General features: G+C 35.2%; 8 protein-coding genes, 1 tRNA gene and 6 pseudogenes. 12 read left to right on the forward strand and 3 right to left on the reverse strand.

Features of this window, described 5'->3' with window-relative positions; translation table 11 throughout:
- Positions 1 to 128 precede the first annotated feature (128 nt).
- The 5 genes and pseudogenes from ACFIMW_RS06270 to ACFIMW_RS06290 all read left to right on the forward strand — a co-directional run bounded on the left by ACFIMW_RS06270 (position 129) and on the right by ACFIMW_RS06290 (position 4336).
- A complete protein-coding gene (locus ACFIMW_RS06270) occupies positions 129 to 821 on the forward strand; it encodes a glutathione S-transferase family protein (protein WP_375608502.1) in 693 nt (230 codons plus the stop codon).
- A gap of 552 nt (positions 822 to 1373) precedes the next feature.
- A pseudogene (locus tag ACFIMW_RS06275) lies at positions 1374 to 1554 on the forward strand (integrase); the annotation flags it as partial.
- A 1116-nt stretch (positions 1555 to 2670) separates the two neighbouring features.
- Positions 2671 to 3483: a 4-hydroxy-tetrahydrodipicolinate reductase gene (gene dapB / locus ACFIMW_RS06280; RefSeq protein ID WP_375608501.1), complete on the forward strand. Its 813-nt coding sequence runs from the start codon at positions 2671 to 2673 to the stop codon at positions 3481 to 3483.
- A 28-nt stretch (positions 3484 to 3511) separates the two neighbouring features.
- Positions 3512 to 4132, forward strand: a complete 621-nt coding sequence (locus ACFIMW_RS06285) for a 2,3-bisphosphoglycerate-dependent phosphoglycerate mutase (protein WP_375608500.1) — start codon at positions 3512 to 3514, stop codon at positions 4130 to 4132.
- A 119-nt stretch (positions 4133 to 4251) separates the two neighbouring features.
- Positions 4252 to 4336: transfer RNA gene (locus ACFIMW_RS06290), tRNA-Leu, on the forward strand.
- Between the two features lie 103 nt (positions 4337 to 4439).
- Here ACFIMW_RS06290 and ACFIMW_RS06295 read toward each other — a convergent pair.
- Together ACFIMW_RS06295 and ACFIMW_RS06300 are read right to left on the reverse strand one after the other, a co-directional pair.
- Positions 4440 to 4637: pseudogene (locus ACFIMW_RS06295) on the reverse strand (helix-turn-helix transcriptional regulator).
- A gap of 244 nt (positions 4638 to 4881) precedes the next feature.
- Positions 4882 to 5226 (reverse strand): DUF488 family protein, encoded by a 345-nt coding sequence (locus tag ACFIMW_RS06300; protein ID WP_375614133.1) that lies wholly within the window; start codon positions 5224 to 5226, stop codon positions 4882 to 4884.
- 165 nt (positions 5227 to 5391) lie between these two features.
- Between ACFIMW_RS06300 and ACFIMW_RS06305 the strand changes: the two are divergent.
- The 6 genes and pseudogenes from ACFIMW_RS06305 to ACFIMW_RS06330 all read left to right on the forward strand — a co-directional run.
- A pseudogene (locus ACFIMW_RS06305) lies at positions 5392 to 6246 on the forward strand (tyrosine-type recombinase/integrase); the annotation flags it as partial.
- A 255-nt stretch (positions 6247 to 6501) separates the two neighbouring features.
- A complete protein-coding gene (locus ACFIMW_RS06310) occupies positions 6502 to 7263 on the forward strand; it encodes a hypothetical protein (protein ID WP_375608498.1) in 762 nt (253 codons plus the stop codon).
- The gene (locus tag ACFIMW_RS06315; RefSeq protein ID WP_375608497.1) at positions 7253 to 7630 is read left to right on the forward strand and encodes a hypothetical protein; all 378 of its coding nucleotides are present in this window, start codon (positions 7253 to 7255) and stop codon (positions 7628 to 7630) included. The genes ACFIMW_RS06310 and ACFIMW_RS06315 overlap by 11 nt, the downstream gene beginning before the upstream one ends.
- Positions 7603 to 8034, forward strand: coding sequence for a hypothetical protein (locus tag ACFIMW_RS06320; protein ID WP_375608496.1), 432 nt, complete (start codon positions 7603 to 7605; stop codon positions 8032 to 8034). The genes ACFIMW_RS06315 and ACFIMW_RS06320 overlap by 28 nt, the downstream gene beginning before the upstream one ends.
- A gap of 529 nt (positions 8035 to 8563) precedes the next feature.
- Positions 8564 to 9073: pseudogene (locus ACFIMW_RS06325) on the forward strand (autotransporter outer membrane beta-barrel domain-containing protein); the annotation flags it as partial.
- 1080 nt (positions 9074 to 10153) lie between these two features.
- A pseudogene (locus tag ACFIMW_RS06330) lies at positions 10154 to 13116 on the forward strand (autotransporter outer membrane beta-barrel domain-containing protein).
- 1628 nt (positions 13117 to 14744) lie between these two features.
- Here the strand turns inward: ACFIMW_RS06330 and ACFIMW_RS06335 are convergent.
- Positions 14745 to 15381 (reverse strand): annotated as a pseudogene (locus ACFIMW_RS06335) (integrase); the annotation flags it as partial.
- A 1194-nt stretch (positions 15382 to 16575) separates the two neighbouring features.
- On the opposite strand from ACFIMW_RS06335, the gene ACFIMW_RS06340 reads away from it, so the two are divergent.
- Positions 16576 to 19029: an autotransporter outer membrane beta-barrel domain-containing protein gene (locus ACFIMW_RS06340; protein WP_375608495.1), complete on the forward strand. Its 2454-nt coding sequence runs from the start codon at positions 16576 to 16578 to the stop codon at positions 19027 to 19029.
- The last annotated feature ends 235 nt before the right edge of the window (positions 19030 to 19264 follow it).

Genomic DNA, 19264 nt, shown 5'->3' on the forward strand with positions numbered 1-19264 from the left:
TATTAATAATTTATTAATCATAATTACTAGCTGCTGCTAATGATCTTGTACTTCTCGTCAAGCATCTTTATAAATAAAAAGCCATTACTTGAAAGAATTCCCATCAACTATATTTGATAATGTAAATTATGCTGACACTTTTTCACTCTCCCCTATCCACTGCCTCACGCTTTATACGCCTCATTCTCGGGGAATATGGTCTAAATACGCAACTGATTGAAGAATATGAATGGGCTAGGAGGCACGAATTTCTAGCCCTCAATCCTGCTGGTTATGTTCCTGTTTTTCTTGATGAACACGAAGTTCCATTATCAGGTCCTCTTGTTATCTGCGAATATTTAGACGAAACACATGGAAGTTTACGACAAGAAAATAAGCTCTTTCCGGAAAATCCTTTAGAGCGTGCGGAAGTACGCCGTCTCAATGATTGGTTCTTAAATAAATTCGAAAATGAAGCAACGCGCCATATCGTACGAGAACGAATCCACAAACGTGAAATGCCACTTGCCATTGGCGGTGGTGCTCCTAATTCACAAATTTTACGCAATGCGCGTGCCAATATTTTACCCCATATGAACTATCTCAATTGGCTTTGTGCCTCTCGCGATAGCTTAGTGGGTTCTACCTTGTCCTATGCAGACCTAGCAGCCGCAGCCTCTATTTCTGTACTTGACTTTCTAGGAGAAATTGACTGGGAACAATCTCCTGCTGCCAAAGACTGGTATATGCGAATTAAATCACGTCCTTCTTTTCGTTCTCTTTTAACAGATCGCGTCCGCGGAATCGTTGCAAGTACTCACTATGCTGATCTTGATTTCTAACCACCTTTCACCAACAAAAGTAAAAGCGATATTTTATCTAAAGGATACTTCTAGGTTTATAAATTTTTATGCATATGTACAAACAATGCAATAATACATTGATTTATAGTCTTACTTGAAAAGAGAATAAGACGCCACCATGATATTTTCTCAGTTCAAAACTCCTTATAATGCATCAAAAAAAATCACTTTCTCGTCCTGTTACATAAAAAATCAGCACAAGGAAAAAAAGGATTTTTAAATACTCTAGTTAAAAACAAGAGCTGTAGCACCATTGCAAGTGTGGTCAGTAACATAACAATACTTAGGCATGCTATTCTCTATTCTGCTCAATATATGAAAAAGTGCATTGCATAGCATGCCTATTATTTACTCTATAAAGCGTTGATTTATAATCATAATTCTCTGTCTTGTATGTTGAATTAGAATCCCGAATATCATAGGATTCTCTCATCCCAAACCTGTTCCATGTTGAATCAATCAAAACTATTCGCTTGCACGTTACAAGCGGGGTTAGCGTGTAGATAAAAAACTATTAAGAAAGGACTAAAAATGCCTCTTATGAACCGTCTTAATGCAAAATCTGTTGCAACATTGGAAGCTGGCAAAATGTGTGATGATGCCGGCTTGTTATTTCATAAGCGTAAAGATGGGAATGCTCAATGGATTTACCGTTATACTATTCACGGGCGATCACCGTAAAATGGGCTTGAGAGTGTTGAGAGATGTTTCTTGCTCTATATTGATCTCCTCCCCACACCTAAAAGAACGGATATTCCTACCAGCCACCGGACTATCAACAATCCAGCTTCTCACGGGCAAATTCCACCTCCTGACCACTCATGCGGTTCACTTCATAGGCTCTACAGGCAAGTCCTACCCCTGAACACTGATCACGATATCTAAAAAACACTTAATATGTAAAGCTTTTCATACCTTATATCACCGCTCTAAACAACAGGGTTGTAGGGCATAATAGGATAAAAAAACCGCCATGCGTCTTTACAACATAACAATTTTTTTAACTGACTTCCTTAAAAGGCAAAGAATCCGATTAACTCCCGTGTATAAACAATTCGACTTCTTATTGATCTCTTGTTTTTGCCCCCTTTTATGTGATTTTATTTATAAGATAACAGATTAATCTACAATATAAATAATCGCTTTTTTAACTTGAATCATGAACCTCAAATACTTTTTTCCCATTACCCGCCTCACATTTGCATCAATCAAAATCTTTTTCTTATGCGTTGCAAATGGGATTAGCGTATGGAAAAAATATTAAAGAAAAAATAAAATAAAAATACCGATGAATTGTTTCAAATGCCAAGAGCTGTTGCTACATTGAAGGCTAGCAAAGTACATGATAGTGCCTATTTTCTCTTTTATGAAGCATAAAGACCGTAGTGCAGAATAGACTTTATATTATTCATGGAAGCTCTCTCATTATACTCTTCACAAGCACTATCATAAAATGAGTTTAGAAGCATTGAGACACATTTTTTTAAAGCAAGCGCATAAATTGACAACATAAGCATATTTATTTTAGGGTATCTTGTTTGCATGAGGGACGTGCCCCCATTAAAGAACGCGAGATACAAAAGCGTAAAGTAATGCGTAATCTCCATTAGAGCTTTATAAGCAAGCCTTACCTAGAAATATCCACCACGCGTTGTAACAAAAAATATCTCTCTATAAATTTATAAATCTTATATCACGGTCGTGTTTTTACAGCACAAAAAATAAATTAAAGTAGAAAAATTTTTTTCTATAAACAAAAAGAACCGTTGGAAAGAAAGTAAGAATTTGCCTATACTACGCGCAGTCAAAGTATCATAAGGAGACAAAAATGCGCCTTACAGTTGTTGGTGCGAATGGGAGAATGGGGCGTGAACTCATTACAGTAATCGAGCATAGGAAAGATGTAGAGCTTTGTGCTGTTCTTGTACGTAAAGATTCACCTTTTGTAGGAAAAGATGCGAGTACATTAATTGGTTCAGATTCTCTTGGGATTCTCATCACTGATGATCCCCAAAAGGCCTTTTCTAACACAGAAGGTATTTTAGATTTTTCACAACCACAAGCCAGTATTCTTTATGCTCACTATGCTGCTCAAAAAGGTCTTGTTCACATTATTGGCACCACAGGATTTAGCAAAACAGAAGAAGAAAAAATTGCGAATTTTTCGAAATATACAACAATTGTCAAATCCGGCAATATGAGTCTTGGAATAAATCTTTTAGCCAACCTTGTAAAGAAAGCCGCTAAAACGTTAGAAACCGATGATTTTGATATCGAAATTTATGAAATGCATCACGCTAACAAAGTTGATGCCCCTTCTGGAACAGCCCTTCTTCTTGGACAAGCTGCCGCTGAGGGTCGCAATGTTATGCTTCAAAATGTGCGTGTTAATGAACGCAATGGCTATACAGGTAAACGCAAAAAAGGTACCATTGGCTTTTCCTGTTCACGTGGTGGAACAGTTGTTGGTGAACACAGTGTCATTTTTGCCGGTTCCAATGAGCGCATTATTCTTTCACATACAGCGCAAGAACGCTCTATCTTTGCCAATGGCGCATTAAAAGCAGCTTTGTGGGCAAAAAATCATGAAAACGGTCTTTATTCAATGCTCGATGTTTTGGGATTGAACAATGAATTTTAAACGATCAATGTAACGTAGGAAAATCATAATGGGACGCACACTTGTACTTATCCGTCATGGACAGAGTGAATGGAATCTCAAAAATCTTTTCACCGGTTGGAAAGATCCTGATTTGACAGAAAAAGGTCACGCAGAAGCAATAGAAGCAGGAAAAAATCTTAAAGCAGCTGGTTTAAAATTTGATATTGCTTATACGTCAGCCTTACAGCGCGCACAAAAAACGGCTAGGCATATTTTAGAGCAAATGGGTCAATCTGACTTGCAATTGATAAAGACCCCTGCATTAAATGAACGCAATTATGGTGATCTTGCAGGTTTGAATAAAGATGCAGTGCGTCAACAATGGGGAGAAAAACAAGTCCAGATCTGGCGCCGCTCCTATACAACTGCCCCCCCGAATGGAGAAAGCCTCCGCGACACCGGTGCACGCATTTGGCCTTATTATCTTTATCATATCCAGCCTCATATTTTGCGCTCTCAAACAGTTTTGATCGCAGCGCATGGAAACTCTCTTCGTGCTCTTATGATGGCACTTGAAGATCTAAATGGCGAAGAAATTATATCTCAAGAATTAGCGACCGGCATTCCTATTATTTACACATTTAATCCCGATTCAACCATTTCATCAAAGACAATCATCACATCTTAAACTTCTAAAATCATGATCTCCTTCACACAAAAAATTTAATGCTATCGTTTTAAGCTGAAAAAATAAATTCTATAATTTTATTGACAGAACTGCTTCACAAGCTTAGATGAATTTTATGAGCCCAGATGGCGGAATTGGTAGACGCGCAGGTTTCAGGTACCTGTGCCGCAAGGCGTGGAGGTTCGAGTCCTCTTTTGGGCACCACTTTTTTATCTTTAACATATTAAAATATATAGATTTATTATTATTTAAATAGAAATTTTTAGTTTACCCTTTAGACCACCTTCTACAGTTTATACAATTTCACCTAATTTGTTCTTATTTGCTCCTTATTTTTCTTTGGAGTGAATGCTAAAACTCTTTTTTCCTCTACCTTACTGCTCTTCCTAGCTTATAGGGTTGAGGAAACTTCTCGCACCCAATTGAGAACCGTTGTTGTCGATACGCTAAAAAGCTGGGCACATTCACGTATTGTTACATATTTATTGCCATCATCAAATATCATATCATTTCATTACCTTTCTCTTTTTCATGTTACTTAAATGGGCGTAAGTGCTGAAAACTAAAGGACGCATCTCCATATTTTAAAAGTTTGTAGATTTATTTTTTAAATGTGTTTAATTTCACATTTCCAATCTTCTAACTCAGTGAGAGCTAAGGTAATTTTCCCTCTGTGACACATACACACATCAGTTTCAAAGCAAGTAATTGCAACACGTCTTTTATCTAAAAAAGTTTGTATAATTTTCCTATTGCATGAGAATTGTTCTTAAGTGTTGTATTTTGATAGTTTTCAAAAAGACGTTTATAATCTTGATTTTTTTTAAATTTCGTCGTTTTTCAGAAGCAATTCCAAGTTCAGGCATATGAATATATTCAATATCAATATTTCTTACAGCTTTCTCTAATTGTCCCTTTGAAAATCCACGTTTTCTACTTATAAGATTTTTACGAACAACACATAAAATCTTAATATTATTTTTCATAAGAAAATTAAGATAATTCTCGAGTAATTTCCCCTCATAACCAATGGTAAAAAAACAAAATTTTTCATCTTTAGTAAGCGGTAGGATAGTATATTCTATACAACACATTGATTTATAATGATAATTTACTATTTTGTATATTTAATGAGAGTCCCGAATATAGTAAGATTTTCTTATTCTAAACCCTCTCAGATTGAATCAATTCATATCACTTGCTTGCACGTCACAAGCGGGGCTGGCGTATGGGTAAAAACTGTACAAGAAAGAACTAAAATGGCTCTTATGAACCGTTTTAAGTGCCAAGAGCTGTCGCAACACCAGCGAGCTGGCAAAGTGTGTGATGGTGCCGGCTTGCTTCTCCATAAACGTAAAAATGGAGATGCTCAATGGCTTTATCGTTATACCATTCACGGGCGCCGTCGTGAAATGGCCTTGAGTGCTTTAAGACATGTCTCTTTAAAAAAAGCCCGTGAATTAGCAAACCAATGGCGTTCTGTTTTGCATGAGGGACGTGATCCCATTAAAGAACGTGAGAAACAAAAGCGTGAGGCAATAAGCAATCTCCATTATTTAAAAGATATTGCTTTAGATGCTTTTGAAAGTCGTAAAGCTGAATTAAAAGGAGATGGTAAAGATGGGCGTTGGTTTTCGCCTTTAAAACTTCATATTTTACCAAAACTAGGCTGTTTACCCGTTTCAGAGATTACGCAAACCGAGATACGCAATGTTCTTGCCCCCATTTGGCATACAAAAGCTGCAACAGCTTGTAGAGCTCTTAATCGTCTTAATCTTTTTCTCAAACATGCTGCTGCTTTAGGTTTGGATGTTGATTTACAAGCAAAAGAAAAAGCACGCGCACTCTTAGGAAAACAACTCCATAAAGTAAAAAACATGCCAGCAATAGATTGGAAAGATGTGCCGACTTTTTATCAAACTCTTTGTAAAAAAACAACTATGACACAACTGGTTTTACGTCTCCTTATTCTGACAGGCATTCGTACTTATCCTGTACGTTATATTCATAAGGATCAGGCTGAAGGTAATCTATGGACAATCCCTGCTGAGTATATGAAAGGAAGGCAGGATGCTACAACAGAATTTCGCAAAATCTTATCATCTGAAGCATTGTTGCTGAATATTCATTTTATATTTAGAAAAAAAATTTAATGTTAAATAACTAAGCTAAAAAAAGAATTTTTATTTAAAATACATTTAAATTGAATATAAATTATTCATATAATTTATATTATCATATACTTTAATTTGCCAGATAAAAATAAACAAAATAAAAGAAATTAGGTATTTTATTGAAAACTATCCATTTTCACTCCTTCTTATGAAAGAGGGGGGAATGAATATTGGGAACTTTTAAAGAGAAGACTGATGACTAAAAAATTCCTTCTATCCTGCACGGTAGTTGCAGCCGTTGTACTTTCTGGTATCCATCTTAATGCACATGCTAAAAATCTCGAAATTTCAGAAAGTAAAACAGAAGTTTCCAACAAAACCTATGAGATTATTTGCACAAAAAAAGGTGGTAAAATTATCGGCAAACATTTAACCATAATTGGAAATAAAGAAACAAACACTAACACAAATATGCACGCTATAACAACTGAAGGTTCTAACACTGCAATTGAATTACTAGATGACACAATCATTAAAGGAACTGATTCTAGCATTTTCTTCGGTCTTAAAGCAAAAAATGGTGCTACACTGAAAATGACCGGTGGAACTATTACAGTTTCCAACACTGGCGCTAATTTCTTAGATAGTAAGAGCACTGAAAACAAGCTAAAAGATATCACAATATCAAATAGCAAAGCACCACTATCCAGTGGTGTAGTTGCGTACAACAACAGTCAAGTTACTTTAGAAAATGTAAAAGTAACTAATGCGATGAATAGCATTACTGCAAATAATAAATCTGAAATCACAATATTGGGAGGAATATTTAATACCATAAAAGTAGCAATATCTTCTTACAAATGTTCAAGCTACATCATCCCATGGCACTGGACTCCATGCAAGAGATACAGAATCCACGATAAAAATGACGGGAGGAACCATAATCACAGAAAAAATAGTATTACTTGCAGAAAACGGCAGCATAACCAAAATGAGCGGAGGAACAGTGCTTGCTAAAAAAGATGCATTTGTTGTAAATAATAATGGACATATCGATGTAACAGATGTTTCTGCTACAGCAGAAAACAGAGGTATAATATTTGAAAAATCTAAGAACAATAGAACATCAGAAATTAATTTGACCAATACAAAACTTAATATTGTAAATGGTACTGGAATTAATGCAAACGAGTCAACTGGTAAAGCCAAGCTAAAAAATTCAGAAATCCATGCCGATGTTTTATTATTAACCAAAACTTCAACGAAAAAAAATAACTTCACTTTTACACTAAACGCTGATCACTCTATCTTAAACGGCAGGGTGAGCAACGAAAAAAATTCAAAACAATCTTTAATTTGCAAAACAATACGAAATGGATCCTGAAAACGAGCACAAATAAAAAGAGTCAGAATGAAGAATCACTTGATATTGCTCAAAGGGCACGTTCTGATGTCTCTGTCCTTAACATCAATGACAGCTCTATTGTTTTTGAAAAGCCAAAAGAAAGTCATTATCACACATTGCACATAGGATCTGACAGACTAAATACTAAAAAAGTCTACAATGCTACAGGAAGAGCAGAAATTCATTTCAATGTTGAATGGAACGATAATACTGCCATAAACAAACAAAAAGCTGACCGTCTTCTGATCCATGGTGATGTTTCAGGTACCACACTGATTTATGTAACTGGGCATTTAGAAAAAGACAATATTAAAACAGATACTTCTTCTCTTACCAGTGTACGTGGTCTTTCACTCATTCAAGTTTCTGGAAAAATAAATTAAAACTCTTTCAAACTTGCAAAGAACTACATCACAATAAGTGGTTCACCTTATAAATATATACTGAAAGCTTATGAACCAACATCAAACCATAGTAAAACAAATGCTGAAAAAAACCTTTTAGAAGAAAATAAGAATTTTTGGGATTTTCGCTTACAACCAGTGCTCTCTGATACCGATTCAGCAGTAAAAACTGTTATTCCATAATTAGCCCGCTATGTAATAATGCAAAATATTTTTTCTATACTCACTTCATTGATAACGCAAAAAATACTTTTTGAGCCAATAATGGATTAAAGCATTAGGAATAAGCCATAAAAAACAAAATGCTTTCTTCCTCTACACTTACGGAAACACAAGACCCTTATTTTCTGAGTGTGGATCTTTTAAATGCGATCATGGTACTGATATTTTCTATGATGCAACACAAGAAGATTTTAAAGCATCAACACAGTATGGTAAAAACACAACCTTAATATTGGGAGCTTGAGCCTATAGTCAATTATCTCTCACTCCAAAAGATGTAGGGGATGCAGACAAGAGTACGTTCAACAAATACTCAATCACAGCTTATAAGAGTGTAGAGCATAACAAAGGTTTCTATATGGATACACTCTTCTCTTATAACATTGGGAAAGAAAACATTTCTGCAAATTTTGCAAAAAATACCATTAAAGTCAATGATATAAAAATGTTAATTGCCTCAACAAAAATTGATCAAAAATTCGCAACGAATATTAAAAGACTAACGTTTGCTCCACAGGAACAGCTTGTTTATCAGCGTCTAATCTTTAACGTCATTGAAAATGCTGATAATTTAAAATTGATATCGGCGAACCTTGCCTATATGCAAATTGGTGGACGCGAAACAAAAACAATTATTAATATCGAAAAAAATCGTGCTCTTTTTTTTGGGAAAGTAAACTTACTTCAAACTTTTAGTGATGATGTTAAAATACAGGCTGGCGATATATTTTCCCTTGATTCAGCGAATTTTGCCATTGAAAGAGGGTTTGATATCAATGCACAATTATCTCGATAATTTAGTCCTTCATGGTGATATAAACTATCAAAAAAACTGCAACAACCGGTATATTCGGAACAAACTTTTCAGGAGAAATACGCTATTAGTTTTAAACAAAAAGGTATCATACTCTACCACCTTTTCGCTTTATAAATCCTAATTACTCCACGCTATCCCCTTCGTTTTCCATCAAGAAAAAATGTAAGGTATTTTTATCTAGAATATATAAAAATCCCCAATTAATGAAAGCAGCGTCCTTTTAATAAAAGCGCAATTTTATTAATCAAACCCCCATGCATTTCAAAGCTTCAACAGAAAGCTCTTTATTAATTACGTTTTTAAACTTAAAATATGTCTTTTTTACCGACCTCAATAAGATAAGCGCTTATTAAAAACTTTCTCCTCATCAGAAATCTCCAACAAATTTTGCTATCCATATAATATTAAAAAAAGAGAAAATATAAAAAGCTGTAAACGATAGAGTAAAAAAATATCTTTTCGTATTCAGTAAAAATATCTTCAAATAATTATCATAAAATAACTCAAGAATCATAAGGATATTCAGTATTTCTCAAAAATTATTTTTATTAATTTATCACGCTATAACAAATAATCACATTAGAGATGACAAATGAATAAACTCATTTAATAAAAAATAAACTATGTATAATATGATTTTTTGTGCAAATTACTTAAAAGCTTTTACAAAGAAACAAAAATAACTTACTCAACATGTAATAGCACTAAGAACAACAATTCATTTTCTATTCTTCTTATGAAGTTGGTGGGGGGAATGAATATTGGGGACTTCAAAGGAGAATACGGATGTATAAAAAATCCCTTTTATCATATACAGCAACAGTTGCGATCATACTCTCTAGAATCCATTTCAATGCACATGCTGAAACTCTTAAATCCTCAGGAGCAGAGTAAGAAGTTACGGGAAAGACCGGAGAAACCTATGAAATTATTCACGCAGAAAAAGGTGGAAAAATCAACGGTGAAAATTTAAGTGTAACCGGAAATAAAGACACCAATGACAACTCAAATCCTTCCATCTTACCACCCGCTGCTGTAACAGCTGAAGGTGAGAACAGTATGATCACATTAACGGGGGATAAAACAACCATTAAAGGAACTGATTCTTCCATTTACTTAGGTATTATAGCAAAAGATAGCGCTACATTTCAAATGACTGGGGGAAGCATTACCGCTTCCAACATTGGTGCTTACTTCAGTAAGAACAAAGAAAGCAAACTAGAAAATGTGACGATATCAAGTGATAAAAATGATGCACCACTACTCGTTGGGGTAGAAGCAAACCAAAGTACAGTCACTTTACAAAATGTAAACGTGAAACAAATACATAATGCCATAGTCGCAGATAATAACTCTACAATAACAGTCTCTGGAGGATCATTTGAGACAGACGGTGCAACAATATATGCTCAAAACGGCATATGCTCAAAACGGCAGCAACATTACTTTAACCAACGATGCACAAATTACATCATCTGATGGAAATGGGCTCTACGCAAAAGATGAAAACTCCCAAATCACAATGGTAGGAGGAACAGTAGCAGCAAAAAATACACATTTTACATTGTATGCAGAAGAAAAGGGACTAATCGATACTACGAATGTTACTCTAACAACAGATGATGAAGAAACCGGCGCATTTGCCTTTGGTTTGAAAAGTAGAATTGAATTGCGCGGCAATACAATAATTAAAAATACTTTTGACGATCTTGAAGCCATTGATGGTGGAAAAATCACTGGTGGAAAAACAATCAATACAGCCCCCCACAACGCGCGCACTGGTGTACGGACCAGCAGTTCTAGTAGTGAAATTACTTTAAAAGAGAATACAATCATTCAAAATATTGCTGTCGGTCTTTCTGCAATTGGGGATAGCACAATTACAATGAGTCATGGTGAAACAAGTGTAAATCCAAAATCTACTCATCCTAATATCTCATCCAATGCACAACAGAGTGAGAAAAAAACAATATAGAAGCAAAAAAATTGCACTACATGTAGCTAATGGCGGACATATTGATATAGCAAATACTTCTGCAACTGCAGAAAACGCTGGTATGCAATTCTTTACTCCCTATGATCCAGATGATATTACGCAACAAAATTTTCGAGACAATGAAATTACTGTAACCAATACAGATCTTAACGTTAAAAATGATGCTGGAATTCTCATTGGGGGTTTTCACCACCCAAGACAATAATAATGATGTTCCCGATCTATCAATTGGTACGGTTAATCTCAAAAATTCAAAAGTCAGTGCCGATGTTTTGTTAGGTGATGGTCTCATTATAGAACCAAAAAATTGCGAAAATCAATATACTAAAGCAATTCCCAATGGCGCTTTTACATTAAACGCAGATCATTCTGTTTTAGAAGGCAGAGCAAAAATTGCTAAAGACAGAAATGTACATTTTGATCTACAAAATCAAACAAGATCTACAAAATCAAACAAAATGGATCGTAAAAACAAGCGTAACAGAACTCAATGAAAATGGAGAACTCGTTGATATCGCTCAAAGATCACGTTCTGATGTTTCTGTACTTAATCTTAATAACAGTTCTATTGTTTTTGATGGACTGGTAGACTATCATTATCACACATTGCATATAGGCTCTGGTAAAACCAGACACGCAAGTGGTCTACAACGCAACAGGAGATGCAAAGATTTACTTCAACACTGCTTGGAGTGATGGTCTTGCAAGTGCGGATCAAAGAACCGATAGACTTCTCATTTACGGTGATGTTTCAGGCTCTACAACAGTTTATATTAAAAGCGATTCAGGGGATAGAAATAGCGTAGTAAATGCTTCTAATCCTTCGAATACAGGTGGACTTGCGCTCATCCAAGTTTCAGGAAAAGCACAGAAAGACTCTTTCAAACTCGTCAATGGCTATACCACAAAAAATCATTTGCCTTATAAATATACGCTGACTGCCTATGGCCCAGAGTCAAGCCATGGTAAAGCCAATATTGACCAAAATCTCTTTGATGAAAAGAATGAAAATTTCTGGGATTTCCGCTTACACAAAGACTTTCTTGACCCTTATTCAACTGTAGAAAAACTTGTTCCACAAACAGCAAGCTATATCGTTATGCCGAATGCTCTCTTTCACACTGGATTAACCGATATAGCTAAACAAAACGAGTTTTTAGCCAGCATGAGAGTATCAACCATAGGAAAAGAAGAAGGGATAAAGAACGCATTCTTCTTATACACCTATGAGAATACAGCAACCTTATCTTCCAAGCGCAGTCCTCTGGAATACGGGTATAGCGCTAATATTCGCTATGCTTCTCTCCAAGCCGGTGTTGCATTGGCAACCTTAGAAGGGCAAAACACCACAACACATCTGGGACTAGGAGGAACCTATGGACGCCTCTCTTTCACTCCAAAAGATATGGAAGATGCAGCTAAAAGCACGTTGGATAAATGGGCCGTTACTACCTATGGAAGCGTGTAACATAACAGTGGTTTCTACATTGATACACTTTTATCCTATGGCATCCTAAAAGGAAATATCGCCAATGCCATCAGAGGAAACACCGCAAAATTAAAAAATGCAAAAGCACTGAGTGTTTCTGCCACTATCGATAAACAATTTGTAACAGGTCTTGAAGGCGTCACATTCGAACCACAAACACAGCTGGTTTATCAACATTTAATGTTTGACACTCTTGTAGATGTCGATAACTTAAAAATTGATATGAAAAACCCTTCCCAATGGTTGGCGCGAATTGGTGGACGTATAACAAAAACTGTCTCCACTCAAAACAACCTTCCTCTTTCTTTCTATGGAAAAGTAAACCTTCTCAAAACATTTGGTGATGATAGTACCATCCAGAGTGGCAGAGACTTTGATCTTGATCCTACAGGAACCTCTCTCGAAGGTGACGTTGGCATCAATGCACAACTTTCTCAAAATCTCTCACTTCATGGTGATGTCAGTTATCAACAAAAACTGCAAAAAACGGGTATATCTGGAGCAAGCTTTTCAGGAGGAATACGCTATCAGTTTTAAATCAAAACTGCAAAAACAGTTTATTCATTCTATTAAATTTAACAAAAAGGCAGTATAATATGCTGCCTTTTTTATATAAAATCTATTTTTTTCCTGAAGGGTTTTCTTTTTCACTTAAATACGCTTTTTCTCTCTCTTTACACGAGTCGCATAGCACATTTTGTTATCAAATTTTCCCATAAAACTAAAAAAGTGTATTTTTAGATAATATAAAGGAAACAACATTGGAAAAGATAATGATAAAAGAAGTTCTTTATTCATACCCTTGATATGTTTATCCTCTTGTTTGTTCAATCAATTAACTTAACACCACCTATAAGGATTCATTTAGATTTCCATGTACTGTTCTTTTAGGCAAACAGTTTTGAGAATATTTATCCCTCTCATCTACCAAGCTCATCTTACTAAGAGAACTAAGAGAAAATAAAACGATAGAAAAACTGCTAAAACCAGTATAATAGGAGTGATTTTTAAGCACAATATGATGTTATCAATCTTAAAATGATACTGTAAAAGCAGTACTTAGTTATTCTGTTTTCTCTATTTTTTAACGCATAACCCTATTTCTCTAATAATGGGGTAAGTCGTAAAGCTATTAAATTTTATAAAAATAATAATATCTTTAAATAATTTTTCATTTCATAATTAATTTATAATTAAAATATAAAATCTATAAATTTAACTTTATAAGTTATTTTTATTAAAAAAATAAATATAACTCGATATTATTATTTTTTAAGTCATAAATAGAAGCTAAGAAATATTTTTATATAAAAAATATTCTATCGTGCACAGCAGCTGTAACAATTTTACTATTTTCTACCCATAAAGCAGAAACTAAGTTCCTTGAAACTCATGGTGCAAAAAACATATCCAACAAAACTTATGAGACACTTCATGCAACAGATGGTGAAAAAATCATCAATAAACATTTAACAATAACGAGAAAATGGCAATACAAATCGGCCTGCTGTCTCTAAAAATGCTTCTACTTTAGTATAAACTGAGGAAACTAACAGTGAATCGAATTACTAAACGACACAACTATTATAAAGTATAATGCAATTCATTGATTTATAAAGAATGTTCATTGTTTTGCATGTTGAATGAGAGCCCTAAAGACCGTAAGATCCCCTCATTACAAACCTTGTTCCATGTTGAATCAATCAAAACCATATCTCTTGCAACGTCACAAGCAGGTGATCATGTGGATAAAAAACTGTTAAGACAAGACTAAAAAGCCCTTTTATATACTGTCTCAAATACCAAGGCTGTCTGCAACATTGGGAGCTTGCAAAGTGTCTCATGAGCTTGCTTTTTTATCAAGCGTAAAGGGGCGTGTGTGTTTATTCACAAGCGTAAAGATGGGAGTGCTCAATGAATTTACCATTATACTATTCACGAGCGTCGGCGCAAAATGGGTGTAACATACCTTGAAAGATATTTCTTTAAGAAGCGTTTTTTCACATTAACTTAAGCTTTAAAGCAATTTAAAAGATGTAAGTATTGTAAAAAATGCTTCTAATCCTTTAAGTACAGGTGGACTTTTGCTTATACAAGCTTATGGGAAAATGACAGAAAACTCTTTCAAGCTTACCAATGGCTATATTATAAGAAAGAATGTACCTAATAAGTAAACGCAAAGCCAAATGTGCCATAGTTGTTTTTTGACAAAGCGTTTTATAAAAAGCCGAACCATCTTTCCAGTATATTGATGGTTTTATGGCGTTGTTTTCCTAAGAGAGCTTTTGTTTTTTCTATTGTCTGTAAATCAACATTCAGCCCCAAAGCAACTGCATGTTTAAGAGAAATATTAAGACGATTCAGTACACCACGAGCTGCTCCAGTTTTTATATGCCCAATAGTGGAAAGGGTATTGCGTATATCTCTGTTTGTGTAATCTCTGAAACGAGCAGACAGCCTAATTTTGGAAGAATATGAAGGGGTAAAGTAAAAATCTGTTCCCATCTTTCTCATCTCTTTTTAGTTCAGCTTTACAGCTTTCAAAAGCATCTAGAGCGATGTCTTTTTAATAATGGAGATTACACATTGCTTCACGCTTTTGTTTTTCACGTTCTTTAAGGGGGGCACACCTCTCCTATAAAACAGAACACGCCACACCAAATACACTTGCATTGCACATTCACAGGCTTTCTTTAAAGAGACATCTCTCAAAGCACCCAAGCCCATTTCACGGCAGTGTCCGTGAAGGGTATAACGATAAAGCCATTGAACACTTCCATCTTTACACTTGTGAAGTAACAAGCCAGCACCATCACACTACATTCCCAGCTCGTGGATGTTGCGGGGCAGCCCTTGGCCCTTGAAACGGTTCATTAAGAGCCATTTTTAGTCCTTTTTTATATAATTTTGGTCCACATGCTTGCTCCACTTAGGACATGCAAGAAAAACTTGATTGCTTCAATATAAGGAGATTTGAAATGAGAGAATCTTACGATATTCAGGACTCTCATTCAAGGTGAATAACACTATATTATCATTATAAATCAAAGTATTATACCTATAAATAAACACTGACTAGCTATGTAGAATAAAACCATAAAAAACGAATATCAAGCAACACCTATTTAATAATAAGAATGAAAGATTACGAAATTTTTACTTACTCAAAGCATTTCTTAACACTGATTCTAGCACAAAGCGACCCGACATCGTAAAACAAATGACGATACATTGATTTATAAAAATAATTATTCATTTTGCATGTTAAATGAGAGTCTCGAATATCCTAATTTTTATTATTTCAAACCTGTTCTATACTGAATCAATCAAATTTTTCTTGCATGTCCTAAGTGGAGCAAGCATGTGGACCAAAATTATATAAGGAAGGCCTAAAAATGCCTATAATGAACCACCTCAAGTGCCAAGGGCTGTCTGGCAACATTAGGAACCGGTAAAGTGTGTGTTGATGCCGGTTTGCTCTTTTATTAAGCGTTAAGATAATGGGGCTTAAGGGCTTTACCATTATAGCATTCATGGACACCATCGCGAAATGGTCTTTGGTGTCTTAAAACATATCTCTTTAAAGAAAGCCTGTGAACATCGCCCTTCATTTCTTCTTCCATATTAAAGAAATATCTGCTGAAATTTTGGTGAATGCATAAAACAATATCTCCCATCACAACGCTATAAAGCTTTTATAAAGATTATCTTTAATAGACAATTTTTAAATATCGTGCTTCTTTCGCAGATCATGCTTCATAGTGTTTTTAGTATAAACTTACCAAACTAGATTTTATGCAGTTCATTTTTTACTGCTTTTCATAATCATCGAAAAAAGCTTTTCTGAAATAAAAATCCAAATTATAGAAAACACCATAATATAATTTGTTTTGTTGTTTACAATAAAAACATAATGATATAAAAGTTGGTTGGGTACTTGCGCCATCAGGGGAGTGAAGTAAGCATCAAAGCATACCAAATACTAAAGGCATATCTATGTGTAAGAAATATATTTATAAGAAAAATTTTTTGTTATGTACAATTGCTGGAACTTTCATTTTTTCTCATTTCGGTTCAACTTATGCAAATACACAACCTCCTGAAATTATTAATGAGTTTGAGCTGGGTAAAGGAGAGGAAAAGACTCTTAATAATGTTTTTATCCGCAATAAGAAAACTGGGGTTTCTACGACTGAAAAAGCGATTGCCACAATTACAAACTCAACAATACACACAGAGTCAGTTGCTTTTTCCGCATCAAAAGGTGGGCAAATTCACGCGAAAAGAATTGATGCGAATTCAATATACAAAGGTTTAGAAACTAAAAACGGTATAATCAATATTGAAGATTCAATCATAACCGTTCAAAGAGCTGGAGGGGGCGGTATCGTTCTTTATGAAACCCCAAAAAGTGACGTAAAAGAAGGTGAAAATGTTGTCAATAGGATTAATCTTACCAAGAGCAAACTTCTTGTGAAAGATGGTGTCGGTATTCGGGGTCCTTATGGTTCAAAATCTGTTGCTGAAATTTCCCTTAAAGATTCGGAAATTCGGGCTGATGTTTTATTGAGAAATAAAACCAGACGTAAATATTATGATGACGATACTCTTCCTGTCTCTCTTACATTAACCGCGAATAATTCGATTCTAGAAGGAAGAGCAAGAACCTTAAAAATAAATACAACGACTCTTTCTCTGATCAACAACAGCAAATGGTACTTAAAAGTCAGTCAAGAGGACTCAGATACTGATTTTAATACTTTTAATTTCGATCTCAGTGACCTTAAACAACGAGCACTTTCTACTGTTTCAGTACTAAATCTTAATAATAGCTCTATTATATTTAACGCACCGTCTGCTAATGTAACATCTGCTTTGGGAAAGGGGCAATATCAGATCTTGAGTGTAGGGAAAACTGCTGAGGTTTATGAATCACGAGACAATATGGTCCCTACTGTAGAAACAGCCTATTATGCAACGGGTAATGCAAGGTTGTATTTCAATACCGAGTGGAGTGATGGTTTAGAAACAGAACAACAAAAAACTGACCGCCTTCTTATTCATGGAAATATCTCTGGAACCACAACAATTTATTTTAATCATCTTTCAAACAATAGAAAATCAGAGACTGAGGATTCCCTTCCCTTAAACGCACGGGGACTTTCACTCATTCAAGTCTCTGGACAAGCAAATGAAACATCCTTCAAGCTGGCAAATGGCTATGTCACAATGGCGGGATTGCCTTATCAATATGTACTCAACGTTTATGGGCCAACCTCAAGTCGTGGAAAAGCAGAGAGCACACAAAGCCTCTTGGGAAGTGTATCTCAGGAATCAGAAGAAAACACCCTTAAAGACTACACAAGCTATGTTATAAACGGAAATGCTCTTGAAGGGATTTTAAAAGATAAAAAAAATGCGCAAGATGAAGATTTCTGGGATTTCCGCTTGCAAAGTGCTACACTTGATAATGAAGGAAAGATTAGAGCCCTTGTTCCTCAAGTGGCAAGCTATTTGGTGTTGCCCAGCGCTGTATTTTCCACAGGACTTTCTGATGTAAGCAATCAAAATGCATTATTAGACGATATGCGAACAACAGCATCGGAAACAAAAAATCATAAAAATAAAGGGCTTTTCTTATCTTCTTATGGCAATAAGATGACATTATCCTCTAGCCGCACTCCATTGCAATATGGTTATGGTGCTGATGTTCACTATGCTGCTTTACAAGCAGGCGTTACATTAGCAGCACTAGAAGAACAAAACATCGCCGTAAATTTGGGTCTTTTGGGTACATATGGGAGATTGTCCTTCACTCCAAAAGATATGGAAGGTGCTGATAAAAGTACACTCAATAAATGGTCTCTTACTGCATATAGTCGCTTCCACCATAATAATGGCTTCTACGTCAATGCGCTCTTCTCTTATGGAATTCTCAAGGGAAATGTCACTACAGCTCTTATAGGCAAGACGGCAGAATTAACTGACGCTGATACATTTAGCGTATCAGCAACCATTGGACAAAAATTTGAAACCAGTACGAAAGGATTGGCCTTTGAACCACACGCTCAAGTTGTTTATCAAAGTCTTATGCTTGGCATACTCTCAGATGTTGATGGTTTTGATGTGAATATGGGCAATCCCCATCAATGGTTGGTGCGTGTTGGTGGACGCTTAACGCAAACAACGCTTCCTACTGAGGGAGGTGGTATTTTCTCTTTCTATGGTAAATTGAATATTGTTAAGGCTTTTTCTAACAATGCCACCATACAGATTGGGGATACGTTCCACTTTGATTCTATGGGATCTGCCATTGAAGGTGGACTTGGTGTGAATGCACAATTATCACAAAATATTGCCTTTCATGCTGATGTTAATTATCAACAGAAACTTCAAAAAGCTGGTGTATCTGGAATAAATGTGTCTGGTGGAATACGCTACCACTTTTAAAAATTTCTGATCGTTATTTTTAAAATATAAGCAGCGCTGAAATAGAAACAGCGCTGCTTAGTTTTGTAAATCGTAAAAAGTGCCATCGGTTGAAAAATTGTTAAGTATTTACCCAAAAAAGAAATATTTTGACTTTTTTAGTTATATTTAGACAGCGTAACGAATTACTTATTCTTTATACAGAAAAAATCTACTCAAAATTTTTCACAAGCGTAATAATATATCTTTCATCTTA

The sequence above is a fragment of the Bartonella sp. AC329YNZD genome, from assembly GCF_042196685.1.
Lineage (GTDB): Bacteria > Pseudomonadota > Alphaproteobacteria > Rhizobiales > Rhizobiaceae > Bartonella.